Origin of the sequence: Paraburkholderia sp. GAS448 (assembly GCF_050435685.1) — a bacterium.
Lineage (GTDB): Bacteria > Pseudomonadota > Gammaproteobacteria > Burkholderiales > Burkholderiaceae > Paraburkholderia.
The window spans coordinates 1-24,752 of record NZ_JBNDKT010000039.1; the positions used below are offsets into that span (position 1 = coordinate 1).

Genomic DNA, 24,752 nt, shown 5'->3' on the forward strand with positions numbered 1-24,752 from the left:
ATCCATGCAGTCAAGACGGGCAACCGGTTCGCCGCCTTGCAGCCGATCGCACAGGGACTGCTGGGCGAATTCGGCGGCACGGGTGCCGAGGTCGGGGCCTGACGCTGCGCATGGATCACGGTTCGCAATACACGGCCGATGACTTCCTCAACCAGGTCAGGTTCTGGGGCGTCACGCCGAGCTTCGCCTTCGTTGCCGAGCCACAAACGAATGGCGTCGCCGAGCGCTTCAACCGGACGCTGAAGGAACAGGCCATACACGGTCGTATCTTCAGGAATCTTGAGGAAGTCCGGGCTGCGGTCATCGAGTTCAAGGATCGTTACAATCGCCACTGGCGTCTCGAAAAACTGGGCTTCATGTCACCCCATGAAGCCCGTCAGGCAGCCACCCTGAAAGAGGCCGCCTGAGTTGCAAAACCGTGTCCAGACAATCCGAGCCGGTACATATAATCGAGCGCCCAGGAAAATAAAAGCAAAGTCAGTTCGCACCCTTGCCCCGTCCCCCCGCCTATCCGGTCGGCCTTGCCTGGATGTTCGCAAGCGAACCGGCTGCGCCCACTTGTCGACCTTAGACAATTCGCAGTATCATTCGGCCACGCCGTTCGTTCGGCATCAAACCTAAGTCTGCTCCTGCTCACGTCCATGACGTCCTCCTCGCAGGGTTCCGGCAGAACATCACCACACGTAACGCAATCAATACTTAGCGCTTGCACTGCGGAGCACCCGCGGCATCGCAATTTGCTGTGCGCACGTTCGACGTTGCTGACTTCCCGTCAAGGCAGTTGCCTTCACGGGGCGATAGGGCCCCAGTCGTAGCCCAACGAGGCTAAAAGACCACGGAGAACAACATGTGCGATTCCGAATTGAAGCGTTTGTGGGTTGTTGCAGTACCGGCTGATGCGGGCGTGAAGCCCCGCAGCCTGATCTTCTTCCAGGCCACGGCGCCGACGAGCGCCCAGTTGCTCGAGCGCACGGGCGGCGCGGTGGCTCTGCCTGAGGGCTTCGTCCAGGCGCTGGACCTGACGAGCGCCGTCGGCAGCGACGCGGCCAGCCTGGCGAGCCTCGACGCGTGGGCGCGCGAGGTGCTGGCGGAAGGCCTGTCCGTGCGGCCGCTGATCGAGGTGCCCGCGCACGCCTTCTCGGTTGTGCCGAGCAAGCGCGTGCACTACGGCAGCAAGGAGCAGTATTTCGACGACGGCGGCTGCCTGCAGGGCGAGATCCATTACGGCCGCGACGGCCATCCGAGCCGGTGGCTGCTCGATCGCCGCTTCGTCCAATGATCGTTTCTCAGCCTGCCGGGCTCAACGAAAAGGCCCGCCGTCTCAAGTTGAGCGGCGGGCCTTGTTACGTCAGAGCGCCAGAACGCCCTGCTGCGAGTTCATCACACGCGCGTACGCACGAGGGAACCGCGTTTCCATCTCCGGGTAGTCCGCCAGAGCTTCCTTCGAGGGCAGCGGGCGGCGAAGCCAGTCCGGAACATCGCCCTCTTCGTTGCAGTAAAGGGCATTGTTCACAGCCCCACGATGCGCCCGCCGTAGCCCGTCCGTACCGAGCGCGTCGACGAAGCCAAGGGTCTTGCCGTTGAAGAACACTTCGGCGGTGCGGCCGTGGTCGACGAAGGGCTGAATCGCCGCGGTGGTCGCGAACTGGTTAAAGCACTCGACGCCGGCGTCCGGGGAGTAAAGGTTGCTGTTCATGGATTCATCCTTTGATGCCCTCATGGGACGGTTGAAAAGAAGATGAGTGTGCGCTCGGCGAGCCGGTCGGCTGGCGGAGCGAGAGAGAAGTCCACCCGGGCGAGCCGGGCGGACGATGTTGCGATTAGTGCGGCAGTAGTGCTTGCGCTGCGAACCGCGGGTACTGCACCAGGGTTGCGTGGGCGAACCGTATCGCGCGGTCCTTGCTCACGAACGGCGTGATCAGTCCGAGGGACAGTTCGATCGCCTTTTTACGATCCTCCAGCGTCAGCAGGAAGAGCTTGTCGCCAAGGCTCGCCAGTTGCGGGAGATCGCTCATGGACTTGATCACCTCGTTCTCGGCCAGCAGAACCGCATGCTGAGCCTTGAGAAGCGCACAGGTGTCCGGGTCTTCGCCTTCGATCGTGATCCGTTCGGCAGTGCGGGCCTTGCGGCATTCCGCGAAGTAAACCTCCGAATCGGCATCGCTGATGCGATACGACTTCTTCGGGTCGAGGATGATCTCCTCCTGGCCGGCCAGGGCCGATCGTCTGGCCTTGAAGCGGTACCGGCTGAGGATCTCAGTTTCGTAGCCGATCACGATCGGCTGGATTTCCTCCACGCACAGACGTGAGGCCAGGTACGTCTCGACCGCCGCGATCATGCGAGGGGTCGGGGTGAAGGCAGATTTCTGGTTCATGGTGCTCTCCTTTGATGCCACGGTGTGGCTTTGAAAAGGAGTGAGCGAGCTCGTCCGGAGAGGCTCCGGAGGAGCCGGCAAGATTGCCGGCAGGGCAGGACCGAAGCCCCGTCCGTTCATGGTTCCTGTCAGTACGAAGCGTCGGTGATCGACTTGACGTCCACGGCGAACTCGACGGCCGCCTTCGCAAAGATGTCGCTGAGCGACACGCTCACCGTGCGACAGGTATCGCCGTTGCGGATATACGCCTGCGCGTATCCCGATGCGTAGCGGGTCTTCTCGCTACCGGTCTCGATCAGCACCAGCACCTCGCCTTCCTTGATGTGCGGCATCAGCATCGTCTCGACGTCGAACTCGACGTCGTCCTCGAGCTCCGCGTCGTAGAAGTTCGAGGGCCAGCCGCCGCCATCCGTTTCTGCCACGAAACCGATGCGCTCGTCCTTGCGGATGACGCGCAGATCGAAGCGTTTCGCGACCTTCTCCAGTTCCTCGACGTTGTCGGGGAGGACGTAGTTCGTGCGCGCAATTCCGCTCCAGTTTGCCATTTGATGTTTCTCCTTTAGATGCCCATGGGGCGTTGAAAAAGGAGTGGGCCGAGACCCTGTTGAGCGGCGCTCAGCGGGATCCGCAAACGTTGCGGCGGGTAGGTGGGGCGCATCCTTGCGGAGCGCCCCTGTTGCTCAGCTCCAGTCATCGGAACCGCCGTGATGGTGATGGCTGTGACCGAATCCCGAGTCGTCTTGCGACGACTGGTTCATCGTGTCGTAGGCCCACTGGTCATGGTGGCGTTGATGCTGGTACGAGGTGTCCTCGTAGTGGTCGCAGTTACAGGGGAGGTAATGTCCGCACCGAGGGCAGCGGTCGAGTGCGTCCGATGCTTCTTCAGTTTGGTTCGAACCTGCTCCTGCGCGCGCGGCTGCGATCAGAAAGAACGCGACGGCGGCGGCGGCGATGGTCATGATCATGATTTTCTCCTGGTGCCTCAAGGGCTTGAACAAGAGAAATGGCAGTTCCTGCCATGCCGGACCTGGTGGCCTGGGATGGACCGGAAGCGCCGCACCCGAAGGTGCAGGCGCCGCCGATTGATGATTACGCTGCCTTGACGAGAACCTCGCGCGACCAGGACTGATGCCGCGCCGGGTCGATGACGAAGTCGCCGGTATATCCGGGCTGCTTGCGAGCGTCGGCATATTCGGTTTCGTCGACGAGCCAGAACGTCTCGGGCGGATTGAGCGTCCCGGCACTGCGGCCACCGGTCACCGCAACAACGCCGACCATGCCCTTCGGCACCGTCTTGTCCCAGCTGCCGAAGGCCGCCACGACAATCTGGTCGTTCTTGTGCTGTTCCAGAAAGACTTCGCGCGCACGACGGTGGCTCATCGCAGGCGTGACCGTCTCCCCCGTCCAGGCTTCCCAGACTTCCGGCATCCAGTTCAGGACCGTGCGCAGAGCCGCCTGGATCACGTCTTCCGCGAAGTACATTGGGAAGGCAAGGGCGACGAGCGTCCATTGCTCGTCCTCTTCGAACCAGACGCCACAATCCGCCTCCAGTTCCTTCGGGCGCAGGCCATCGGGCATGGATGCGACGCGCTCCGGGCTCAGCCAGTACCCGCCGTGACCGCCAGTCGTGTAGCGCACGATGCCTTCGGCAACGAAGCGGGTCGAATGCGGGGCGCCCCAAGGAGTGTGTTTCGGGTAGATGGTGGTGTTCATGATTCTCCTTTTTTGCCGAATCGGCGTTGAAAAAGGAGAGGGCGGGAGCCCTGAGGAGACGTGCTCTCCGGGGCCTAGCAGATTATTCGGACAATGCCTGTCCCGAAGGACAGGCACCGCCGAAAGTTACTTTGATACTTGCGAGTTATGCCGCGACAGCCGAGCTGAGTTCGCGGATCATCGTTTCTGCCTTGGCGTAGCCGTAGAGAACGACGGCCGCGGCGACGATCTTGGCGCGGGTGGTGTTCGAGATGTTGTCCTCGACCCACGTTTCCGCAGCGACCAGCGCCGATTCCTGCTCGCCGCGAGAATCGCCGGCCTTGTTGGCGCACTGGCTGCCCAGATAGGCCTTCAGGTCGTCCACGATCGTCCACCACGTGTCCTCGTCGAACTGAGTCACGTTGGCACCGCCCTCGAGATGCTCGATAAGCGTGCCGACGCGCGCGTCTGCCATGGCCTGCTTCAGATCCGTGCGGAACTCCTGCACGTGGATGAGCTGGTCGCTGAACAGGACCTCATGCTGCGTGCCGATAACGCCAAAGGCTTGAAGATTGCGGTTCATGGTGCTCTCCTGATTGCCACGGTGTGGCGGTTGAAAAGGAGAGAGCGCCGTGGACACTGGCGAACCCATTTTGCACGGGGTTCGAAGTGCCGGATGGAGGTCGACGCTCGACTGAACGCGGTTCAGTTGAGTGTGAAGACGGGATGGTGCTTGACGGAGTGCAAACAATGCCGAGCTAACGGCTGGGGTCATTCTATGCGACAGCGGCCGGGGGGGCAAGCACCCTCCAAAACCTGCGCGAGTTAACTCGCCCGGTTAAGTTTGTTCGAACAAACTTTTGGTCGAAGTGCGTCGGCTAAGTGCTGCATGAGGTGGATAGGCCAAGACTCCGGACAAGTTGCACGGCGACTGCTACGCGGACAAGGTCTCTTTGGTCTCGATCTGTCGAGCGACTCCCGGGCCGATCTTCTCGCCAAGCGCATGCAGGAACTGCACGTCGTTGAACTTGAACCGGAGGAGCAGCTGGGAGGACCGCGCAAGCCTGTCCAGCTTCTCCGGCGTGTTCTTCACCAGTGCGCGAGCAATCTCTTCAGACAGCCCGAATGCGTCAACTGCCGCCGCGAAATCCTCCTGGAGGTTGCGGTGCAGCATCGTCAGGTACGCCCGATTCAGTTGGTAAATCTCGCCGAGTATTGTTGTGTCGTGCAGCATGCTGGTTCCATCTGCGTGGCCATGCCAGGCATGGAGCCACGGATCGCGATAAAAGGCACACAGGCCGCTGAGTGAGGAGAATAGTCCGCACCGCGAAACGATTGCGTAAGAATGCAAGCCCCGGTGACGAGGTTTTTACGCAAATGTGACCTTTTGTCAGGCCGCGGTGCGTTGCTCGAGGATCGAGAGCATGCGTTGGGCTGCCTCGCGCTCGGCGACACGGCGATTTGGGCCAATGCCGGTCGTGCGCAGACGGAAGGAGGTGATGACGCACTCGCTCTCGTAGCGGCGAGGCTGTTCGTCGTCGAGGACCGCGACGATGCGGTAGGCGGGTACGGGGATGTGCTGCGCCTGCAGGAACTCCTGCAGGCGGGACTTTGGATCCTTGCCGAAGTGGCGGATATCGATTGTGTCGAGGATCGGCGTGTAGATGCGGCGCACGAGACGCTCGGCTGGCGGGAAGCCGCCGTCGAGGAACACACCGCCGAGCACCGCCTCGAAGGCATCAGCGAGGATCGAGGGACGCTCAAGGCCGCCCGCGCTGATCTCCGCTTCGCCCAATCGCAGCCACGAGCTGAGGTTCAGCGCCACAGCGATCTCATGGAGCGTCGACTCGCGCACAAGGTTCGAGCGGATGCGCGACAGCCAGCCTTCGGAAAGGCGCGGAAAACGTTCGTATAGAAGGGCGGCGACCGAACCGCTGAGGATCGAGTCGCCCAGGAACTCGAGGCGCTCGTTGTGATCCTCGGAATAGGATTGATGCGTCAACGCCAGCTCGAAAAGGGAGCGATTACTGAACGTGTAGTCCAGAAGCTGTTCGAGGGCGGTGGGAGTCATGCGGCGAGTATAGAGGCCGGCCAATGCTGGCCCAGCACGAATACCGGAAATCGGGACCACAACATTTGAGTTCAGTGGTCCCAAACCGCGCGTCAGACCGCAAGCCGGGCAACCAGCGAGCCGAGCCAGTCCTCTTTCGTGCCGACGGACGAGCGGATCACGCCCGCCTCGAGGAACGGCCAGAAAGCCGGGTCCTTCACCTGCATCATGTCCCATCTCGCATGGGCTGCGCCGCGAGCGGCCGCCGGCACCGGCCAGCAGAGGGTGACGGCATCGAACTGCACCCCCATCTCCTTGGCCAGATGCTGGCTCACGGTGGGCGCGGCGTCGGGCATGACCACGAGCACGTGCGCGAAGCCAGCCAGCTTGTCCGCGACCTTCTGCGCGTCGAGCGGCGTGCGGCCGCGGATGGACCGGGTGATGAACAAGACGGGAAGGGTGCGGACCGGTGAGGCGAGCAGGTCCAATACCGGCGTCACGTCGTGCTTCGTCACCGTGAGCGGCTTGGTCTGCACCTGTGTCTTGTCGTCGAGCAAGGCGCAGTTCCGCACGAGCGCCGCGATCACCGATGGCCGCCGCACCGGGGCGACCATGTTGCGGCCCAAGGCAACGCTCGTGCGCACGCCGATCACGTCAGCCGAGTCGCCGTCAGCCACGAAGATATCGTGCCGCCATGTGCGGCCTTCGACCTTCGGATCGATGCTATCGCGGCGCATCAGCCACAGGCCTGTGTCGATGCCCTGCAGTACGGACACCGACCCGCGCTGCGACTGAGCTGTGAAAGCTGCGCCAACGCCCGCTGCTGGCGGGAGCTCGCTCCAGTCGAAGGAACCATCCGATCGTCGCGCGAGCGTCCACCGCAGAGCGAGCTCGCGGGCCAGCGCCCGGCTCTCAGCCCCGTGACGGTGGCTGCGGAAGTGAATCTGATGGAGGGGGAAGAATTGATCAGCGTCGCCCATGAGCAGGATTCCTCTTCAATGAAGGGCACCGGCGATAGCGCCGGCTGAATTCAGGCTACGGGTGGGTCAGTGCAATGCAAACGCAGGTCAGCGCAGTCGATTTGCTGGCCTTCAAAACGACAGCGGGCAGCCGTGTGACGGGCTGCCCGCGCGAGGGTGAGGGAGGATGGGCAATCAGGTTGGATCGGCGTAGCGGCGGTCGAGCGGGCCGTTGTCGCCGAAGTCGTCCGTGTGCTGCGGCCGCCTGATCTCGCGCTGCCCCTGGTGGCACACATCGCCATCAGCACACCCACGTGTGAGCGTGCGCTCGGGGCGATCCTCGCGACCGTCGTTGTAGCGGCGCTCGGAGTGGTGAGCCGCCGGGAAGATGGATTGAAGCGCTTCGTGGAAGAGCATGTCTTCGATCGACGTGCGGAAGAAGCTACCGCAAAAGTACATCAGCAGGCACATCAGGAATGAGAAGCGCAACATACGGACTCCGGATAAGGAAGGGTAATGTCCGTAGGCTACGGGGCAAAGTGGGATTGCAAGTCGATGGGCGTCGTTCGGCGCCGCGGGGAAATGAATGGTGATCCGGGAAGCCTTTTGTCCACGCGGCAGAGGTCCTCGGTGGCACTATCCTTTCAGGCTTGGGTCTTCCCCGCACACGGACCCGGCCTGATCTGTTCTCGTGGTTTTACTCTCAACAAGCCATGCGTCTCCCCCAGGCGCATGGCTTTTTTTTTTCGCCCGCGTCAGGCTGTGACGCGAGCGAGAACGTAGGCGACTGATCCAACTAGGCAATCCCATTCCTGAATCGCTAATTGCGCGCTCGCGCAAATCGCAGAGAATGGATTGAGCGGGGGATCGCGTGCGAATGTGTATCCGTGGCAGGGTGCTTTCTGATCGAGAGCTATCCCATTTGCACAGAAAATTTCAATGTTCCGCCCCGGCCTTGAGGGGCTATCTTGAAGACTACGGAGTCGCCATGCGAGTAGGCCCGATTCGTGGCGCCCTCATCATCGCTACATTGCTCACCGGCAGCGCGGCCAGCGCCCAGCAATTGCCTTCGGCGTCACCCGGCGGCACCTGCAGCACGCCCGGGGTGGCGGCCACCTACGGCGACAACGGCATGCTGATTTGCAGCGCCTCGCTGACCTGGAAGCCCGCGATCACGGCCTCGACGCCGTCCAACGACGGCGGCCTTGTGTCGACCGTCGGTCAGCGCATAGGACGCGCCATGGCCACTCTCGTCGACGGGACGGCCCAGTTTGTTCAAGACATGCTCTCTCCGAGCTCGAACTAAGCTCGCACTACTGCTTTCCCCCAACTACTGGAGACACTTCATGAACGAAGCCATGCCTGGCGTTCCGCACGTTGCCGAGCACCCTGCTGGCGAGCGGAAGGTATCAGCCTCGGAAAAGGCGCTCGCCGAGCTCGGCGTGTACTTCCATGGCAGCCGGGGCAAGCTGCGCCTCGTCGGGTTCATCTGCCAGGTGCTTGTCGCCTCGACTATTGTGTTCGCCCTGATCTCGTTGATCGACTTGGGAAGTGTCTTGCTGCACGCAATCCTGCTCGTCGCAAACTCGTCATTCGTCGGCGGCGACTACGCGCAGCGCTTTGTGATGGACCTTCCGACCCGGAACTTCATCATTTACGCGACCGAGGCGTTTGTCCAGCATGTACCCTTCAACGCAATCGCCTCGCTGCTCCTGACGGCCACGGCCGAGATGTACTGGACCAAGCGTCGCGCGAGCCGCCTGATGCCACCGGCTCAAGCTTTCGCTCGCAATTAACGGGTGGGCATGGAAGCGGAGGCCTTCGGGCCTGCCGGTTGCCTATGGGCCGGTTCGCCAACCCCGCCCACTGCCTGCCCGCCATACCTGCGGACCTGCTTCGAAACCAACCTGCGGAGTCGGGGTTCAACGGTTCGAAGCTGGGCCGTCGCGGACCAGCCAAAAAGTCACTTTAGCGTCAGCCAGAAAATTCCGCGCGCGTTGCTCGTCGCAGCGTACAGGTCCATTTCGTGACGAAGCCAGTCCGAGTGGCGGCTCACCGTCGCGATCGAGAACGGGCGGCCCTGCTCGCCGAGGTGCTGCATGATCGTGCGCCAAGCGTTCGGGTCAAAACTCCGAGGACCGATGAACTTCAGTGCCTGATCTCCCTGCAAATCCTCAAGCGAAGGCGAATAGTTCTTCTTTACCCCCCGGTCATTCGCGTCCGGGCCTAAAGATTTTCCGGAAACGAACGTTAATACAGTATTGGCACCCGAGTCAGGCGCACCGGTAACAACGACGTTTCGGCCCAGTTTCATTGCTCTGCGGGCAACCAGCCCCCAGAGAATCAAACTGGCCCAGGACAGCAAGGCAAAGCGACCGTTCTTGTAACCGTACCCGGTACGAGAAATGTCGTTTTTGCGCAGGGGCAGGTTGTTCCAGTTGGACATGGTGTTAGTAGTGGTAGAGGTGCGACCCCGATCCGGCGAGGATGTGAGTGGCTGATTTATAAGCCAAAAACAGCACAACGGTCGCGATCAGGATACGGACGATGCCGAAGCGCGAGCGGCGGCGGCCCCCGTAGTAGTAGTGGTGGTGAACAGTTCTGTGGGCTGGATTTTTGCGCCGCATGGTGCCTCAGATTGCCCCTTCGGGACCGCGTAATACGAACGCTTTGTAATGACAGCGTTCTGAAAGGTAAGTTTTGGATGACGAAACGTTTTGAGTCAAAACGCATTGTGAGGTGTTTGCATTAGATTCGCCATTCTAATTAAGCGTGAATAATTGCGATTTTTTTGGTTGAACGTCTATTTGCAATTGTTAAAAAATTGTTAAGATAAGCAATCGTTTCAAACCTCCTCGTGCAGACGGGGTTGTGTCAGGTCTCTCGAACGGGGAGAGGGCCGCACAAGAGGAGGATGGGGCGCTTGCAACTGACGAGCAATCAGGTGTGTGGTGTGCACCAGACTGGTTCGTCAGCTAAGCCGAGTTCGGCTGCCACGTATGGCGATGCAATGAGAACAATGAAACAGCAGTTAGACCACGACGAGCCAAAGAAGAATGGATCACCGAGTTTCAGATTTGAGCAAGGCGCAGCTCTGTAACCTGTTTGCGGACAAAATCTCCCGAATGGTAAAGCGGCTTTGCGGAGGGTTCGGCCAGACCCTCGACGACCGCATGCAGTCGGCATGGACCGAACTGATCCAGTATGCCCAGACCAACCAGGATCTGACCGTTGAGGTTTTCATCCCGCGAGCGATGGCTCGCATCCGCGGCGCCGTGATCGACGAGATGCGCGCGGATGATCCGCTATCTCGCACGCGACGCGTTCAGGCGAAGAAGATCAGCGCGGCCGCCCACGCCGTGTCCGGACGGACCGGGAAGAAGGCGACGGCAAAGGAACTTGCACAGGAGCTGAGGCTGACGGTCGGCGAGGTGCACGACATGATCTATCGCCTGCACACCGACGTCATCATCTACTCGAGCGAGCAGATCGAGGCAGCCGAGATCGAGAGCTTCACGGACAATGCCCTCGACACCCTCATCCTCGAACAGAGCATCCAGAAGCTGCTGGACGCCATCGAAACACTCTCGGAGCGTGACCGGGAAGTCATCGAACTCCGCTACTACCATGGCCTCACGAACCGTGAGATCGCCAAGCTCCTCAACATCGGCGAAAGTCGAGCAACTGCACTGCATCAGCGTGGCGTCGAGAAGCTGCGCAAATTCCTCGTCCCCGCTTAAGGCTGCTGCCGGCCGAAGGCGAGAGCCTCGGCCGGCCAGCCGACTTCACTTCTTCTTCGACTTCGGCGCCGCGTTCACGCGGTCCTTCAACGCCTTGCCGGCCGTGAACTTCGGCGTGCGGCTCGCTTTGATCTGGATTTCCTCGCCCGTCTGCGGATTGCGGCCCGTGCGGGCGGCACGGTCAGCGACGCCGAACGAACCGAAGCCGACCAGCTGAACCGAGTTACCGCCCGCGATCGCGGCCGAGATCGTCTCGAGCGTCGCCTCGAGGTGATCCTGGGCGGCCGCCTTGCTCGAGCCCGTACGGGTTGCGATCGCTTCGATGAGTTCCGACTTGTTCATGCGTGTGCTCCTTTGAATTCCGGCCTGGCCGGGTTATGCGTCGTCGACGCGGTTAGGTTGCTCTGCTTCGCCCGGGCAGGGCGACTAGGGAAGTGGGACATCAGATTGGCGGCAGGCCTGCGTGGGCGTCATGGCCAGATCCAGCGGGTGCTGCTGGGCGAGCGCTAATGAATACAGCTCGCCAGCGTACAGGGCCGGGTTCGAAGCGATCGTGCGCTCGAGCTCGGCGACTGCACCATCGGGCTCGGCGACGCCGGCTTCGGCCAGCTGTCCCCGAAAGCAAATCTCGGCAATGCCCGTGCGTTGGGTCATCCCCTGATCGTATTGTTGTGTTTTTGCCGTCGCTAACCACAACTCGCTGGCAGCCTGCGCGTACCTCAGCGCGGCCGCGGCGAGCGGTGTGCCATCGCCGTACTGTTGGGTCACGTAGTCGATCACCCGTTGCCGGACCGCTTGCTCATCCTCCTGCTGGCCCGCGTGCGCCGAAGACAGAACCATGAGACCCGCGAGGGTGACGATGGCTGGACGGACGTGCTTCATGCAGCTTCGCGAAGAGCCTGTTCCGGCGGCACCCAGCGGAAGGCACTCGTGGCGTTGAGTATCTCGTCGATGCGAGCCGGGTCAGGGGAGAAGGCCTGGCACAGGACGGGGTAAGCATCGCCAGCCTCGTCGCGCAGCCAGATCTCGGTTTGGGTGGTGTGCAATGAGCGCCGCTTGGCGGTCTGTGCACCATGGATCGCGAGGCGCCACGACGAGCGTTGCATGAACTCGTCGAGCATCGGGGTGTTCGGATGGGCAGGCAAACGCTCGCCGCGGTGATCGGCGAGGGCCTGCTTCAGCAGATCCTCCACACGGGCGGGATCGAGACGCTTCTCGCTCATCATCACCAGCACCACACGATCGGACACTTCCTCCTCAACCTCATCCACGCACGGCGCGAGTGTGAGGTTGAGCGCAAGCGCCCACAGGCGGGGCGATTGTTCGAGGTGAGGAAGCTGGAAAGCATCCGTGATCATGCAAAGTTCCTGGGTCTGGGGCTGTGGATCGGTCGGCGCGATGTCGCGCCCTCAATCCCACAATACGGCAGAAACGATAAAAGTTTCGCCCCCTATGACAGAAAAATTTTGGCTCTATTCGTGTCGGCCGTGCCAGAGTGGAAGCCCACGACCATGAAGGCGTCGTGCGGCACGTGCATCAACTGGTCGCCGGGCAGGATCACCGCCACCTCGCCATTCGACTCGACGAAGCACGGGTAGCGTGTACCGATGTAGGCGATCGGGTAATGCTGAGGCTCGACGTACAAAGGAGCCTCGGGCACACACGTGCGCAGCATCAGCACCTTGGAAGGTACTTTTTCGCCGAACGGGTAGGCGGCAGAGCGGGTTTCGATGGCAGGGCTGTCGGTCGGGGCGATGGCGAACAAGCTGCGGAGCTCCGGTAGAAGATAGGGTTACTTGAGGACCCGGCGGACGAGGTGGACGGCGCCGATGGCAGCGAGCAGCAAGCCGCCGCCCAGCATGATCAGCACCTCGCCGGACCAGTTCGCGAAGAGTGGGTCGAGCGCGGTCGGTGTGTTGGACGCGCGCCAGAAGACGGCTAGCGACGTCACGAACGCAGCCGCCACGATAGCCGTGCACGCAATCACGGCAAGCACGCGCACCAGCAGACTGTGCGACGGTTCAGGTGAGCCGTCGCACGTCCGCCTGCGCCTGCGGGCAAATCTCACGGATCGAACGGACAATTGACCTCCGGAAAAGGGAAGCGAGTCGCAACGCTGCCATCCTAAGCGAACGGCCAGCCATCCGCTGATCGAATGGCCGGGCGGAAGCGTCTACAACCCATCGCTGAATGGTCTGTAGCAAATGCGTTGAGTCTGCATCGCGCTCAAACAAACGCAAATCTGGGGGACGATTGCATTCCCCGAAATGCCGTGTTAATGTCCGTTCCAGCCGTTCAGTCGGCATCCCTTTCTCAGGTTCAGCCTCAGGGCACCAACGTACCGCCAGGCCACTCTCGGGCCAAAGCAACCTCCCAAAATCGTCCTCGGCATCGCACCTGCATGCCTCGTCACGCTTTCGCTGTTTCCGCGGCCGCCGGCCCCGCAAACACCTAGCGGATCCTCCAAAGCCGTTAGTCCGTCTCCGGTTTTTCAACCGCCGACCTGGCACACGCAAGGAGAAGACGATGAACGGAAAATTTGAACGCGCAGCCCTGCACGCCCGCGGCCTCGCCGCAGCTGTCCTGCATCTGCTCGTCCACGGCCACGGCGTGGTCGACGAGCGGGGCAGTCTGCTGTGGTCGACCCCGGCCGACTCGAACGGAAGCCCGCACTACGAGGTTCGCCTCATGCCGGATCACCGGTATGCCGCGATTTTCGTGTCGGCCAGTACCGCGCACGAAGGCAAGCACTTCGAGATGCTCGACGCCGCGATCGTGCAAGTCATCGACTGGCGCGAGCAGTACAACGGCTGCAACTTCGCTCGTATCGACGACGGCCGCGTGTTGCTGCCGACGCACGCATGAGCGACCACCAACACTGCTCCCTCCACGCGAGGGGGCTCAGCTTGCCGCGAGCTCAACTGAGCTCGGAAACGACTCGATCCTTTCTCAGCGCCGATACCGGCAGAAAGGATGCACCATGAAAAGCAACGAAGTGGCAAGCCAAACCGATTCCCTCATGCCCGGCAAGCTCGTCTGGTCGGTGCAGATGCATCCGGTCTACGACGCTGTCGCCGAGGTCCGCTTGATGGCCGACGGTCTGTACCAGATCTGGCATCACTACGGTGAAGGCTCGATTCCCTGGGCAGACGATGTCGCTGCTCCGACCGCGCGGCCGGAGCAGTCGATCGCGATCGTGAAGGGCTATCAGAAGGCATTTGCCAGCAACCTGGGGCAAACCGCGCCAGCACGCGCGGTGAGCTTCAACCAGTCGGCGAGCGGCACGCACATGTCGCTCAACTGACCAGGAATCACAGCAGACGTCGTCCTTCGGGACGCGTCTGCTCGCCCCACGCCTGTCCATGCCCACGCATCGGCAGGCGGTCGAAACTATCGACTGCGGCTCCGGTTTCACAACCGCCGGCATTCCGGCATAGGAGCCAATCATGAACCGCAACCTCTCCGCAGCGTCCGCGTCGAACCGTCCCGCAAAGTCGGAGCGACGCTACCTGAGCTGCACCGAAACGGCCAAGCTCGTGCGGCAAAGCCTGAAGGAAGCCTTCCCAGGGATCAAGTTCAGCGTTCGCGGCAGCACGTACTCCGGCGGCGCGAGCATCGACGTCAACTGGGAAGACGGTCCGTGCGAGGCACAGGTCGATCCGATCGTGGACCGATACCGCGGCGCGTACTTCGACGGGATGGAGGACTGCAAGGGCAGTCGCTTCGCGATGGTGACGACGGAGGCAGGCCTCGAGCAGGTGTCCTTCGGCGCAGACTTCATCCACCTGAGCCGCTACCACAGCGACCTAGCGCTGGAGCGTGCGATCAGTGCGGTGTTCCGCCGCTACTATGGGAACTTCCGTGACGCGAACATGGAGATGCCGACGGTGCGGGATTACCGTAACGGCAGCCTCTTCAACGTTCGCCTGCAGGGTGTCCACGGCCAGTACGGCGGCGATACGCTGCAGGACTCGATCCGTCTGACGGCCGGCAAGCACACCTTCGTGCTCAAGGTCGAGAAGAGCAAGACGGCAGCCGGGATCTTCGTGACGCATACGGACGGGCGCCCCCACGCGCCTCCCGTGCTGAAGGATTAAACGCAACTGAACGCCGCCCGCCCAGAACGGGCGGCGCGGTTGTTCCACTTGTCGAATTTGCGGTATAGTTGGCCCAAGCCTGACTGCAGGCATCCGTTTGATCACCGCGCTTTCGTGCACCGCGCCCGGCCCGTTCGAAATCATCGCTCGCTCGAGCGCAAGCAATTCTCCAGCACGTATCGGGATGTGCCGTGAAGGTATTCACGCCACAGTCTGTTTCGTTTCACGTTCAGGCGTGCCGGTTTTACCCGCCAGCTTTCTGGCACACTCTTTGATCATGAACCCACGCGGGGCACGTCCTCCGCCAGGGGCTGCTCCGTTCTTCGAAAGGAGCAGGAGAAGTGAATACCCAAGCAATCGAACATGTCGTCGCAGCATCCGCCAATGTCGAAGCCGGTGTTACCGTTTCCGTCATCGCGTGGATGTCCGCCGCTGGCTGGAGCTTTGAATGGTTCTACTCGTCCTTCAAGGCCGAGGAACTGTTCGGCCAGGCCAAGGCCGACTGCGAAGATCGTCACGAGTGCGGCGCCCGCGTGGCGCTGTGCGATGTGAAAGTGTCTTCGTACGACACCGCGTCGGAGGAAATCGAGGCTCACCTCGACGAAATCCTCGCGGGCTCGAGCATGTACCCGGCGCCGGACGCTCGTCTCAAGGCGGACCGCACGCTGCATTAAGCGAAACCGGAAGCGCGGCCACACGAAAGTGTGTGCCGCGCCCCTCCATCGCGCATCCCATGGTCTGCGACCACGGCATGCGGTACGCAACGGCCGCCTGCTGGCGGCGCGGATGCGAACCACTCCAGATTTTCACCGCCGTTACCGGCATTTTTGCAACCCTGTGTGGGCATTCCCACCAGGGCGTGCTCCACGTTGAATCTGGAGCATGTCATGAACTCGCAGCCGATTGACCGCGCAACTCAAGTCCTCGAAACGAAGATCCTCGCGGACTTCCGGCGATACCTTGGCCAGACAGTTCGTGTGAGCCGCATCATGGTGGAAGAGGGCGGCAGCTCGATCTATCGGACTCTCTCTCGACCCGCGCTGGTCGAGGTGATCCCGACGGATCGCGCAAAGGTCCTTCACTACTCCACGGCTGATCGGATCACCCCGGAATGGAATGTCCGACTCGTCGAGCGCCACGAAGAGATTTCGGCAGGGGCATCCCTGCAGGTCTTCGGCACGACCCGGCAGGCGGACGGCGATTCGTTCCTCGGCGACGCTGAAATCGTCCCGATGACGGCCCCGCTGATGACGAAGATTTCGATGCTTTCGGCACGCAGCTTCGTCGGCGCGTACCGCAAGGTGTTCGCGTAGTCATAAACAGCAGCAGCACCGGGGCACCCGTCCCCGGTGCCCCCTCCCAACCGGCGTTTGTGTGAGCGGCCCGTTCACTCAAGCACAGGTTCACGCCTGAGCTCTCTTTCCCTTCAGAACACTGAGAGGACTCACATGTTTCATCACCACAGCTTTGACCTCGGCGGCCAGATTGCGGGCGCCGCCGTCCGTGGCGTTGTCTACGAAGGCGAGCACCGCCTGTTCCACGGGATGAGCACGCCGGAGGTGATTGCAATAGGCCTGGGCATCATCGCGCTGGTGGCCCTGGCTAAGAAGCTGGGCTGGATCTGACGGGCATCGTCATTCGCAAGGGCATCGGTATAGGCGAGGATTCAAGATGCCTAGAAGAGCCTTTCCTAGAATGGCTAGGGTCGACCAACCCTGCTCAGAAGAAGATCCTTGAAGTTCACCATCAAAGCTCTCTCGGCCGCCCTCATCGGCGGCGCGGCCGAGGAGCCGTGCCGCATCAACTCGACATGATCCCGGTCGTCGGCCACGCTCGCGGCCCGACCGATGCCTGCGCTTCGGCGATCGACTAAACGAACAAGGCCGCCCACGCAGACACGCGGGCGGCCTCGAGAGCCTGATACGGCTCGGACGGGTCAGTAGGTGGGACGGCGGCGCGTCATCAGTTTCACGACCGTGAAGATCACGAGGCCGATCACGATGATCTCGCCAAGCCCCATGCCGCGGAACAGGTGACGCTCGCCTTCGTAGATGACGCCGCGCACGGCAGCGATCGCGATCTCGTGGGCGAGGCTGAAGTGGTGGTAGCCCATGTGTTTCCCTAGTTGGTGATGAACATGGGCCTAGCATCTCCCCACCGGACGGGAATGCAAACAAATGTCGACCGCAAATCGCCCCTTAGATACCCTCTCATTCGCGCTTCCAGTGCCACATCCCTCCGGCACACTCATTCCAACCCAACCCCCAACTCGAGGTCAATCTTGAGCCAGTGGACGAAAGACTGGAAGGCACCGGTCATCTCAGCAGCCATAGGCGCACTGATTGCGGCTGGCATCGCAGTATGGACGCTCCCGCACGATGACTACAAGCGCACCAACACCGGCTACGAGACAGCGCAAACCCGGTCCATTCTGCCCGCTGCCGCGGCCGCCGAACGCGACGTCGTAATCGACTACTTCTACTACGGCTGCCCGAACTGCCGCGCTTTCGAGCCCATGCTCGAGGCGTGGGCCAAGCAGCAGGGGCCGGCCATCACCCTCAAGCGTGTCCCCGTCACGGGCGGCCGCCCGGAGCTGACCCGCGAGGCGGCGCTCTTCTACGCGCTCGACAGCGTCGGCGCGATCCCGCTCTTGCAGGAAGCCGCGTTCCAGACCATCGCGCGTAAGGCCGACTTCCCGGCATCGGATCATGACCTGGCCGAATGGGCAACGGAGGCGGGCATTGACCCTCGGCGCCTGGTGGACGCGTATCATGCGCCGGACATGCACGAGCGAATCGACGCAGGCGACAAGTCGTTCCGCGCGAGGGACCTGTCTGCTGTTCCGGCGATCGCCGTGCGCGGCCGCTGGATCGTCACGGCAGCCACGGCCGGCAGTATCGAAGGCATGCCCGGCGCGATGACGGGCGCCCTGAGCGCGGTGGAAATCCCGGGCCCCTGATCTTTCAGACGGCGACGTCCACCTCGCGCGGGAGGCTGGCCGGGTCGATCACCTGCACGCGAAGGCGGACCTGCTGGACGCTCAGCGGATCGCGCCCGCGGGGATCGAACTGGAAGCGCTGGTGATCCAGCATTCTGAGGGCACTGTCGACCAACGCGCGGTGAAAGACTGTTTCGATCGACGCGCCGGTCTTCTTGGCCAGCATCTTGGCCAACTCCAACGTCGGCCGGTTCATCACGACCGGCTCTTGCGCCGCGTCGAGGCGCAGCAGGCGCGTGACCTGAGCGATGTCCTTCTGCAGGAACTTGTAGCCGAGCGACACCGCCAGCTCGCCGACGCTCTCGCGCGTGAGTGGCCGACCGACGCTCTTGGCCCGCAGGTTGCCCAGCACTTCATCCGTGATCGCGGTCGTTTCTCGGTCGACGACATGCAGGTATAGACCGATCATCTGACGGTATGTCAGAGACAACCCAAGCTCTTCCACGGCGAGTCGCAGGTTCGTCTTCGTCGGCTTGCGCTCGCCGAGCTGCGCCCGCACCTGTGCAAGGGCCTCGGCGGTCGGCGCGATCGGCGTACGACGCAGAGCCAGCGCGAGCTTGTTGAAGTCGCGGGCACGTAGCACAACCCCCATCCCGCGCAGCTCGGCTCGGATCTGGCTGTCGGGGAAGCCCACATTCGGGTCGGTCGGGTCGCCGAATCGCTTGAGGAGGGTCGGCACCAGCGCTTCGAGATCAACGGCTTCGGATTGAGCGGATTGGGCAGTGTGCATATCGAACAGATCAGGAAAGAGGCGAACCAAAACCGGGGCGGGCACGAGGCCGCGCCCCGGTCACGATCACATCGAACCGGCGGGACCCCGCAGGACTACCTTCGCGGCTTGTTCCACGTCCGATTCCCGAATGTCGGTCGTTTCTTCGCGCAAGCGGCGAACCGCTGCGGCGTCGATCGCCTTCTGGATCACGGCGTCTGCATCGGCAATCGAGTGGCCACGCAGGTGCTCGCAGAGCAGCGATTCGACCGATGCTTCGAGCGTCCAGCCGTCGAGACCGTCCAGCTTGGCGCGGATATACGCCTGCATGTCCTGGGCTTCCGGCACGTCGAAAATGATCTTTTCCTCGAAGCGGCCACCGCGCACCGCCGCGCTGTCGATCCGGTCGTAGTAGTTCGTCGCCGCGATGAACAGCAGATCGCGCACGCGGCCACCCGCGCCGTCGATGGTGGTCAGGATCTTTTCGGTCAGCATGCCGTAGTGCGAGTATTGGCGGTCACGCAGGATGCCATCCGCTTCGTCGAGGAACACGATCGCCGGGCGAATATCGCACGCCGTCTTGTAGACCTTGTCCCACTCCTCGGGCTTCGACACGATCTGCGCGCCGGTAATCTTGAGGAACGCCCAATCGGCCTGCTTCGCGAGCGCCATCGCGGCCTGGGTCTTGCCAGTACCCGGCGGGCCAACGAAGATCAGGCCGGTAGGCAGGCGGCTACCCATCTTTTCGAGCGAGTACACGTTCGCCATCTTGAAGGCCATGTCCTTGAGGACGTTGCGCGACTCTTCCGGCATCAGGATCTCATCGATGCCCTTCACCGTCTCCGGAAGCTTGCCCTTGCGGCCCTGAACCAAGCGCAGCGCACGCATACCGATCTCGAAGGTAAGCTTGCCCGCGAACTCGCCGCCGCGGCGCATTTCGCCAATTTGCTCGCCCACGGCGGCCAGACGCGCCGCGCTGTAGCCCGCCCAACGTTCTGCCAGCGTCGCGACCACGGCAGGCTCGGCCACGTCGTAACCGGCGGTGCTGCCGATCGCACGGCGCAGGATTGCTTGGCGAGCCTCGTGGTCCGGAGCCGGGATTTCCACCTTGAAGTCGAACCGCTTCTCGCGGATACCAGCACTGTCGAGGTCGTCCAGATGGTTCGTCGCCGCTACCAGCACGATCTTCGTGCCGCGCAGGTTCACGATCTCGGTCAGCATCGTGTTCGTCAGGTCTCGGTCCATGTGGTGCGAGCCGTTTCCGCCACGCTCCTTGAGGAACGAGTCGATCTCGTCGATGAAGAAGACACCGAAGCCCGTCTTGCGCGCCGCCGCGAAGGCAGCCTTTACCTTCTGCACCGACTCGTTGACCCACATCGACGCGATATCGCTGTACGCGATCGAGAAGAAGGGCACGTTAAGTTCGCCCGCCAGCGCTTCCGCAAACATCGTCTTGCCGTTACCCGGCTCACCGAACAGCAGGATGCCGTTGCGCGGGTTGGCGCGGGCCGCGATCACGTCCTTGGCGGCGGCGAGCAGGCGGTCCTTCGTCTCGGCCATACCCACCACGTCCGCGAACTTGTAGCGCGGCGTGCTCATGCTGTCAGAGAAATCGTAGGTCGGCGTCGGCGGCTGCGGCGGCTGATTCTGGCCGCCCTGCGGCGCCTGACGCTGCGCCGGAGCGGCAGCAGCCTGAGCCGGGGCATGGGCTTGCACCGGGTTCACCGGCCGCGGCGTACCGCCGAACGCACGCGCCCGTGCATTGAGCAACGCCGGACGGATCTGCGGGTGCGCGAAGAGCAGGAACGTCCAGATACCCAACACCGTCAGCATGGTCGACCAGCCCGCGTGCGGCAGCGTGGCAACTGTGATCGCGCCGACCGCCACCAGGGCGTAGGCCAGCACGAACTTCCAGGCCTTGTAGAAGTCCGGGAGCGCGATCAGAACTGGGACGACAATCGTCGCGAACGTGAGCTTGTCGATGTCCGTCGGCGTGACGTGGCCACCATGCGAGATGTGCGAGAAGGCGATCGCCCAGACGCACAGACCGATGATGCGGATCACCCAGCCAACAGTGACCAGGGGCATAAGTGGATTCATAACCACCTCATTCATCACGGCAGGCCCAATTGCCATACCGTCTTCATACGTTGATTGTCCGGCCATTCTACGAAATGCAAATGAGCGCAGAGATAACCGCTCTGTGAATGGATAGCGGCCATTCCTGATCTGGACTTTAGGGTTGGTTGAGTGTCAGGGCCGAGCAACTGGCCCGAAGCACGGGTGTTTCCACACGCAAGTTCTTGGGGTATGATCCCGACATCCATCCAAGGGGTGGCGTCCTCTTTCTCAGCAGCCGCGCTGGCGGCATCAAGTGAAAAAGGGAGGACGAAATGGAAATTCCTGTTCCTGACATAGGGAACCGCTCGTATGAGCGAATCCTGAAAGTCATTCAAGTGAAAGAGGTCGTAGGTCCGGGCCAAGTTACGAAGTTTGTGGCCCCCAGACATCGGTACTACGACCCAATCAATGCCCCCGGTCAGCTCTTCGACGTCGGGCAACTTCAACAGCGCGACCTTCGCGAGCTTCGAACGCAGTACGAGTTCGAATATCCGGACTTCATCGCGCGCACCATCCTCAAATCTACGCAGTTCGATTACGACGAGGCGCGTGTTTTCCAGTTTCACCGGAAGACGTCCACCTTGCAGTTTGTTTATGGCACTGTGATTACCGACAGCAGCCTGAACCTGATCGACTACTGCATCGGTGGCTCGCGTCTCGAGCAACGTCGCACGGTGCTTCATCCGTTGCTGCGTGCGCTGTGCACTCCCGGCTCTCTCGACGTCCGGCTGCACTGAAACGCCTCACTCCCCGAGCAATCTTCCCTCGCAACACCCGGCTCCGTTCTGGACCGGTTCTCACCCAGGAACTTTCAACATGGCAAAAGCTATCGGCTCGGCCTTTGTGCTGAGCATCGTTCGAATTCTCGGGGGTAGGCAAGACCGCCGCACAACGGGCGCCTGTCATGTCGATGACAGCATGAGCGGCATCGTGGAGACGATCCGGGAAGCGGACGCGAGCGGGCATGCATTCTTGCTCCGCGTTCAGCTCCGTTCCGGCGAGACCCTGCGCGGCGCGGTCATGGGCGATTCGTTCGACGACATGGAGCACACGAAGACGGTAAACCTCGATCTGTGGCATCTGGATCGAGGCGACCCGATTGGTGCGACACGTCTCGTGCGATTCGACGAAATCAAGCACCTTGAAGTCGAGTGGTAATCCGCGGAGGTCCGTCGGCACTATCCGCAGCAAGCAATCAACAAGGCAGTCATCGGAAACGATGTGCTGCCTTTTTTCATCATGAAGGGCGCAAGCCCGCGTAACTCTGGAGAACAGCAATGCATCAACTCACCATCAACGACCTCGGTCGCGCTGAAATGGCTTGGGCCGGTGACAAGCCGTGGCACGGTCTGGGCCAACAGGTCCAGCACGGTGCTTCGATCGACGAGTGGCGTCAAGCCGCTGGTCTGGAGTGGGAGATCCTGCGCCGGCCGGTTCGCTTCAATTCCTCGGAAGAGGAGGGTGGCGACACGCTGAAGCTCGACGGCCACGACGTGCTCGTGCGAAGCGACAACCTAAAGGGCCTTTCGGTCGTGACGAAGAAGTATCGCGTCGTTCAACCGGACTCGGTTCTCGGGTTCTTCCGCGACCTGACGAAGAGCGCCGGCTTCCAGATCGAAACGGCCGGCTCGTTGCGAGAAGGCCGGACAATCTGGGTTCTCGCGAACACGGGTCTGAAGGAAGACATCGTGCCGGGCGACAACGTGAAGGGCTACTTGCTCCTCGCGACGTCATACGACAGCGCGATCGCAACGACAGCGATGTACACGAGCACGCGCGTGGCGTGTAACAACATGCTGCGTCTCGCGCTGAACCGGGACGTCGAGAGCCAGGTGCGTATTCGCCACGATGCGGAGTTCGATCCGGACGTGGTGAAGAGCCAACTCGGCATCCTGGCCGGCGAATCGTGGAGCACCTTCGTCACCCGCATGAAGTCGTTCGCGGACACGCCGATGGGTAGCACCGAAGCCGGCATCGTGCTGGCGGGCGTGCTCGCAAAGCAACAAGCCGACAACGTCGCGACTGCTGCGACCGAAACGCGGGGCTACAAGAAGATCATGGAGCTCTTCAACGGTTCGGGCCGCGGCTCGGAAATGAGCGGTGTGCGCAACACCGCCTGGGGTCTGGTGAACGCAGTCACGCAGTACGTGGACTTCGAGCGCCAGGCGCGCAACAACGAGACGCGCCTGAACAGCGCGTGGTTTGGTCCGGGGGCCCGCCTCAAGGACGAAATCGTCTCGGAGTTGCTCGACCTCGTGTAATCCCTGAAGTAACTTTCCCTCCCGCCGCAAGGCGCGGAGGGATTTCGCCTACACTCCGCCGGGCCGCGTCGCCCCGCCGAACTGACGAACGATCCTTTTCAACCGCCCATCAGGCACGAAGGAAAAGTCATGAATAGTATTCCGAAGACTGTGGGGACCAGAGGCGTCCGTGCCGTGAAAGGCGACGTCGGCGAGATCGCGGCAATCACGGTCGACCTGATCGCGCGCGGATGCGGTGTATCCCGTCGAAAATGATTGCGGGGCCGACGATCTGACGCCGAGCGAGGCAGAGAAGTGGTTTGTGTCCGCATCGCACGATTCGCCACTCGCTGACAAAGTCGTGGAGATTCCGCTTGCCTCAAGCGAAGGCGAAGCCTGGGAGCTGGCAATCCAGTTCTTAGCCCCGAATCGGGCCCATTTCCGCCGATCTCCGGGCCGGCACGAAGCCTCATCGGCGGACGATTGAAAAAGTTTGGCGAGATATGCGAGACCACGCTTCTTATGGCCTCTACTGCCAGATGTACGCGTCGGAAAATTATGACCACTCGTTGAGGGCCTGGGATCGCTTGGTCTGCTGGCTGGGCGGCGCGGCAACGGGATTCTTCAATGATGATTGCTGGATGCCAATCTCGTGTGGCGTCTCGCCGGCAGAACACCTGCCGAGTGGAACGCCGCCTCTGTAAAAAAATCGAGTTGGGATAACGTTGAGCGACTGCCTTGCAAAAAGAGCCTGCTGACCCGTAGCTCCTTCGGGCAGAAGCAAATGCATGTTCATGACCTTAGGCAACGATGATTGACTCTACGATTTGTACGCCTCGCGCCTTATAGAGCGGACTGGTAAGGACAAAGACAAAGGACGCCGAAGCAGTAGAACTCGCGATGGCCGCAGATCAAGGAGCGGTATTCGAGACGACGCAAACGCGCGCGGCGCGACGAGTTTCTCGACACGATGAACACGATCGTGCCGTGGGCCGAACTGTGCACGGTGTTTGAGCCGTTTTGCCCGAAACGCGGTAACGGTCGCCCGCCGATTGCCTGGAGCGCATGCCGCGGATTCACTTCATCCAGCACTGGTGCAACCTGACCCGCACCCCAAGCGCGAAACGGAGCCGCTTATTCACCGCGCCGCCAATCAGCGCCCAAAACGCAAACACGCGAAACGGCGCCAGCCTCTAACAAGGTCGGTAGCCCGTCAGTCAATTGTCGAAGTTATTTCAGCGTTTTCTGCATGCGCTGATGGACCGGCATCCAATATATTTTGTGTATCAGGCTTGGTGATGGCGTCATCGCACAGACCACAGCGATTGCACGCTACGAAGGTTCTACTCGAAGGACTCCGTATTACAGCGCGGTGAGCATAGGCGGCAGCTCCTAGTGGGTTTCTGTGTCTGGAATCTGCTCTTCGGGCGGCTGCTCCCAACTGCTTTCAATTTTCCTAGAGGCGTACGTGAATATCAGTTCCGTAGCGAGCACCGTGGCGACCACACCGACGTATCCGCAAACGGTGGTGTCATCAAAATCGAGCTCAAATCCACTTCAATCAATCAAGAATGTTGTAAGCGATATTTCCAGTGTCGCAACGAAGGTAGCATCCGCAACCGAGACCGTCGCAGGTGATATTTACGACGTCGCAGCGAAGACGGCACCGGCAATCGCTTCGTTGGGCACCCTCGTAGACATCTTCGTTTGACAAAGACGCGCTCGCGAGACTATTACGAGAATGTTTGCCGTGGCGAGGCCGAAAACGTCT

Annotated in this window: 34 protein-coding genes and 1 pseudogene; 16 read left to right on the forward strand and 19 right to left on the reverse strand. The window is 61.7% G+C overall.

Annotation, left to right across the window (positions count from 1 at the left end):
- Positions 1–110: 110 nt before the first annotated feature.
- Together P3T23_RS39100 and P3T23_RS39105 are read left to right on the forward strand one after the other, a co-directional pair.
- A complete protein-coding gene (locus tag P3T23_RS39100) occupies positions 111–407 on the forward strand; it encodes an integrase core domain-containing protein (protein WP_429321403.1) in 297 nt (98 codons plus the stop codon).
- Positions 408–847: 440 nt separating this feature from the next.
- Positions 848–1,279 carry a hypothetical protein gene (locus tag P3T23_RS39105; protein WP_429321404.1) on the forward strand — a complete coding sequence of 144 codons (432 nt, stop codon included), beginning with the start codon at positions 848–850 and terminating at the stop codon, positions 1,277–1,279.
- Positions 1,280–1,348: 69 nt separating this feature from the next.
- Here P3T23_RS39105 and P3T23_RS39110 read toward each other — a convergent pair whose 3' ends face one another.
- The 10 genes from P3T23_RS39110 to P3T23_RS39155 all read right to left on the reverse strand — a co-directional run bounded on the left by P3T23_RS39110 (position 1,349) and on the right by P3T23_RS39155 (position 7,568).
- The gene (locus tag P3T23_RS39110) at positions 1,349–1,696 is read right to left on the reverse strand and encodes a hypothetical protein (protein WP_429321405.1); all 348 of its coding nucleotides are present in this window, start codon (positions 1,694–1,696) and stop codon (positions 1,349–1,351) included.
- A gap of 124 nt (positions 1,697–1,820) precedes the next feature.
- Positions 1,821–2,339 (reverse strand): hypothetical protein, encoded by a 519-nt coding sequence (locus P3T23_RS39115; RefSeq protein WP_429321406.1) that lies wholly within the window; start codon positions 2,337–2,339, stop codon positions 1,821–1,823.
- Positions 2,340–2,503: 164 nt separating this feature from the next.
- On the reverse strand, positions 2,504–2,920 hold the full coding sequence (locus tag P3T23_RS39120; protein WP_429321407.1) for a hypothetical protein: 417 nt from the start codon (positions 2,918–2,920) through the stop codon (positions 2,504–2,506).
- Positions 2,921–3,055: 135 nt separating this feature from the next.
- Complete coding sequence (locus P3T23_RS39125; protein ID WP_429321408.1) at positions 3,056–3,340, reverse strand: hypothetical protein; 285 nt, start codon at positions 3,338–3,340, stop codon at positions 3,056–3,058.
- A 124-nt stretch (positions 3,341–3,464) separates the two neighbouring features.
- Positions 3,465–4,088, reverse strand: coding sequence for a DUF7007 domain-containing protein (locus P3T23_RS39130; protein ID WP_429321409.1), 624 nt, complete (start codon positions 4,086–4,088; stop codon positions 3,465–3,467).
- 145 nt (positions 4,089–4,233) lie between these two features.
- Entirely contained in the window at positions 4,234–4,650 is a 417-nt protein-coding gene (locus P3T23_RS39135) for a hypothetical protein (protein WP_429321410.1), read from the reverse strand.
- A gap of 351 nt (positions 4,651–5,001) precedes the next feature.
- Positions 5,002–5,301: a flagellar transcriptional regulator FlhD gene (locus P3T23_RS39140; protein ID WP_429321411.1), complete on the reverse strand. Its 300-nt coding sequence runs from the start codon at positions 5,299–5,301 to the stop codon at positions 5,002–5,004.
- Positions 5,302–5,457: 156 nt separating this feature from the next.
- Entirely contained in the window at positions 5,458–6,162 is a 705-nt protein-coding gene (gene rnc / locus P3T23_RS39145) for a ribonuclease III (protein WP_429321412.1), read from the reverse strand.
- Positions 6,163–6,230: 68 nt separating this feature from the next.
- Positions 6,231–7,097, reverse strand: coding sequence for a hypothetical protein (locus P3T23_RS39150; protein ID WP_429321413.1), 867 nt, complete (start codon positions 7,095–7,097; stop codon positions 6,231–6,233).
- Positions 7,098–7,271: 174 nt separating this feature from the next.
- Complete coding sequence (locus P3T23_RS39155; protein ID WP_429321414.1) at positions 7,272–7,568, reverse strand: hypothetical protein; 297 nt, start codon at positions 7,566–7,568, stop codon at positions 7,272–7,274.
- Between the two features lie 496 nt (positions 7,569–8,064).
- On the opposite strand from P3T23_RS39155, the gene P3T23_RS39160 reads away from it, so the two are divergent.
- Positions 8,065–8,382 carry a hypothetical protein gene (locus tag P3T23_RS39160; RefSeq protein WP_429321415.1) on the forward strand — a complete coding sequence of 106 codons (318 nt, stop codon included), beginning with the start codon at positions 8,065–8,067 and terminating at the stop codon, positions 8,380–8,382.
- A 40-nt stretch (positions 8,383–8,422) separates the two neighbouring features.
- On the forward strand, positions 8,423–8,872 hold the full coding sequence (locus P3T23_RS39165) for a hypothetical protein (protein ID WP_429321416.1): 450 nt from the start codon (positions 8,423–8,425) through the stop codon (positions 8,870–8,872).
- A gap of 167 nt (positions 8,873–9,039) precedes the next feature.
- On the opposite strand, the gene P3T23_RS39170 is transcribed toward P3T23_RS39165, so the two are convergent.
- Positions 9,040–9,522 (reverse strand): hypothetical protein, encoded by a 483-nt coding sequence (locus P3T23_RS39170; protein WP_429321417.1) that lies wholly within the window; start codon positions 9,520–9,522, stop codon positions 9,040–9,042.
- 631 nt (positions 9,523–10,153) lie between these two features.
- On the opposite strand from P3T23_RS39170, the gene P3T23_RS39175 reads away from it, so the two are divergent.
- Entirely contained in the window at positions 10,154–10,816 is a 663-nt protein-coding gene (locus P3T23_RS39175; RefSeq protein WP_429321418.1) for a sigma-70 family RNA polymerase sigma factor, read from the forward strand.
- Positions 10,817–10,861: 45 nt separating this feature from the next.
- On the opposite strand, the gene P3T23_RS39180 is transcribed toward P3T23_RS39175, so the two are convergent.
- The 5 genes from P3T23_RS39180 to P3T23_RS39200 form a co-directional block, all read right to left on the reverse strand.
- Positions 10,862–11,158, reverse strand: a complete 297-nt coding sequence (locus P3T23_RS39180; protein ID WP_429321419.1) for an HU family DNA-binding protein — start codon at positions 11,156–11,158, stop codon at positions 10,862–10,864.
- Positions 11,159–11,242: 84 nt separating this feature from the next.
- Complete coding sequence (locus P3T23_RS39185; protein WP_429321420.1) at positions 11,243–11,698, reverse strand: hypothetical protein; 456 nt, start codon at positions 11,696–11,698, stop codon at positions 11,243–11,245.
- Entirely contained in the window at positions 11,695–12,174 is a 480-nt protein-coding gene (locus P3T23_RS39190) for a hypothetical protein (RefSeq protein ID WP_429321421.1), read from the reverse strand. The genes P3T23_RS39185 and P3T23_RS39190 overlap by 4 nt, the downstream gene beginning before the upstream one ends.
- A 92-nt stretch (positions 12,175–12,266) precedes the next feature.
- The gene (locus P3T23_RS39195; protein WP_429321422.1) at positions 12,267–12,581 is read right to left on the reverse strand and encodes a hypothetical protein; all 315 of its coding nucleotides are present in this window, start codon (positions 12,579–12,581) and stop codon (positions 12,267–12,269) included.
- Between the two features lie 27 nt (positions 12,582–12,608).
- The gene (locus P3T23_RS39200) at positions 12,609–12,899 is read right to left on the reverse strand and encodes a hypothetical protein (protein WP_429321423.1); all 291 of its coding nucleotides are present in this window, start codon (positions 12,897–12,899) and stop codon (positions 12,609–12,611) included.
- A 443-nt stretch (positions 12,900–13,342) separates the two neighbouring features.
- On the opposite strand from P3T23_RS39200, the gene P3T23_RS39205 reads away from it, so the two are divergent.
- The 6 genes from P3T23_RS39205 (at position 13,343) to P3T23_RS39230 (ending at position 16,538) form a co-directional block, all read left to right on the forward strand.
- Positions 13,343–13,681: a hypothetical protein gene (locus P3T23_RS39205; protein WP_429321424.1), complete on the forward strand. Its 339-nt coding sequence runs from the start codon at positions 13,343–13,345 to the stop codon at positions 13,679–13,681.
- A gap of 115 nt (positions 13,682–13,796) precedes the next feature.
- Positions 13,797–14,120, forward strand: coding sequence for a hypothetical protein (locus tag P3T23_RS39210; protein WP_429321425.1), 324 nt, complete (start codon positions 13,797–13,799; stop codon positions 14,118–14,120).
- Positions 14,121–14,262: 142 nt separating this feature from the next.
- Complete coding sequence (locus P3T23_RS39215) at positions 14,263–14,913, forward strand: LPD29 domain-containing protein (RefSeq protein ID WP_429321426.1); 651 nt, start codon at positions 14,263–14,265, stop codon at positions 14,911–14,913.
- 341 nt (positions 14,914–15,254) lie between these two features.
- Complete coding sequence (locus P3T23_RS39220; RefSeq protein WP_429321427.1) at positions 15,255–15,587, forward strand: hypothetical protein; 333 nt, start codon at positions 15,255–15,257, stop codon at positions 15,585–15,587.
- A gap of 213 nt (positions 15,588–15,800) precedes the next feature.
- Positions 15,801–16,226 (forward strand): hypothetical protein, encoded by a 426-nt coding sequence (locus P3T23_RS39225; protein WP_429321428.1) that lies wholly within the window; start codon positions 15,801–15,803, stop codon positions 16,224–16,226.
- Positions 16,227–16,361: 135 nt separating this feature from the next.
- Positions 16,362–16,538 (forward strand): hypothetical protein, encoded by a 177-nt coding sequence (locus P3T23_RS39230; RefSeq protein ID WP_429321429.1) that lies wholly within the window; start codon positions 16,362–16,364, stop codon positions 16,536–16,538.
- Between the two features lie 311 nt (positions 16,539–16,849).
- Here P3T23_RS39230 and P3T23_RS39235 read toward each other — a convergent pair whose 3' ends face one another.
- Positions 16,850–17,026, reverse strand: coding sequence for a hypothetical protein (locus P3T23_RS39235; RefSeq protein WP_429321430.1), 177 nt, complete (start codon positions 17,024–17,026; stop codon positions 16,850–16,852).
- A gap of 168 nt (positions 17,027–17,194) precedes the next feature.
- Between P3T23_RS39235 and P3T23_RS39240 the strand changes: the two genes are divergently transcribed.
- Entirely contained in the window at positions 17,195–17,872 is a 678-nt protein-coding gene (locus tag P3T23_RS39240; RefSeq protein ID WP_429321431.1) for a thiol:disulfide interchange protein DsbA/DsbL, read from the forward strand.
- Between the two features lie 4 nt (positions 17,873–17,876).
- On the opposite strand, the gene P3T23_RS39245 is transcribed toward P3T23_RS39240, so the two are convergent.
- Positions 17,877–18,686 carry a hypothetical protein gene (locus tag P3T23_RS39245; RefSeq protein WP_429321432.1) on the reverse strand — a complete coding sequence of 270 codons (810 nt, stop codon included), beginning with the start codon at positions 18,684–18,686 and terminating at the stop codon, positions 17,877–17,879.
- A gap of 21 nt (positions 18,687–18,707) precedes the next feature.
- Positions 18,708–20,708, reverse strand: coding sequence for an AAA family ATPase (locus tag P3T23_RS39250; RefSeq protein ID WP_429321433.1), 2,001 nt, complete (start codon positions 20,706–20,708; stop codon positions 18,708–18,710).
- Positions 20,709–21,013: 305 nt separating this feature from the next.
- On the opposite strand from P3T23_RS39250, the gene P3T23_RS39255 reads away from it, so the two are divergent.
- The 4 genes and pseudogenes from P3T23_RS39255 to P3T23_RS39270 all read left to right on the forward strand — a co-directional run.
- Positions 21,014–21,478, forward strand: coding sequence for a hypothetical protein (locus P3T23_RS39255; RefSeq protein WP_429321434.1), 465 nt, complete (start codon positions 21,014–21,016; stop codon positions 21,476–21,478).
- Between the two features lie 79 nt (positions 21,479–21,557).
- Positions 21,558–21,899 (forward strand): hypothetical protein, encoded by a 342-nt coding sequence (locus P3T23_RS39260; RefSeq protein ID WP_429321435.1) that lies wholly within the window; start codon positions 21,558–21,560, stop codon positions 21,897–21,899.
- A gap of 119 nt (positions 21,900–22,018) precedes the next feature.
- On the forward strand, positions 22,019–23,002 hold the full coding sequence (locus P3T23_RS39265) for a DUF932 domain-containing protein (RefSeq protein ID WP_429321436.1): 984 nt from the start codon (positions 22,019–22,021) through the stop codon (positions 23,000–23,002).
- Positions 23,003–23,881: 879 nt separating this feature from the next.
- A pseudogene (locus P3T23_RS39270) lies at positions 23,882–24,085 on the forward strand (IS5/IS1182 family transposase); the annotation flags it as partial.
- Positions 24,086–24,752: the final 667 nt, after the last annotated feature.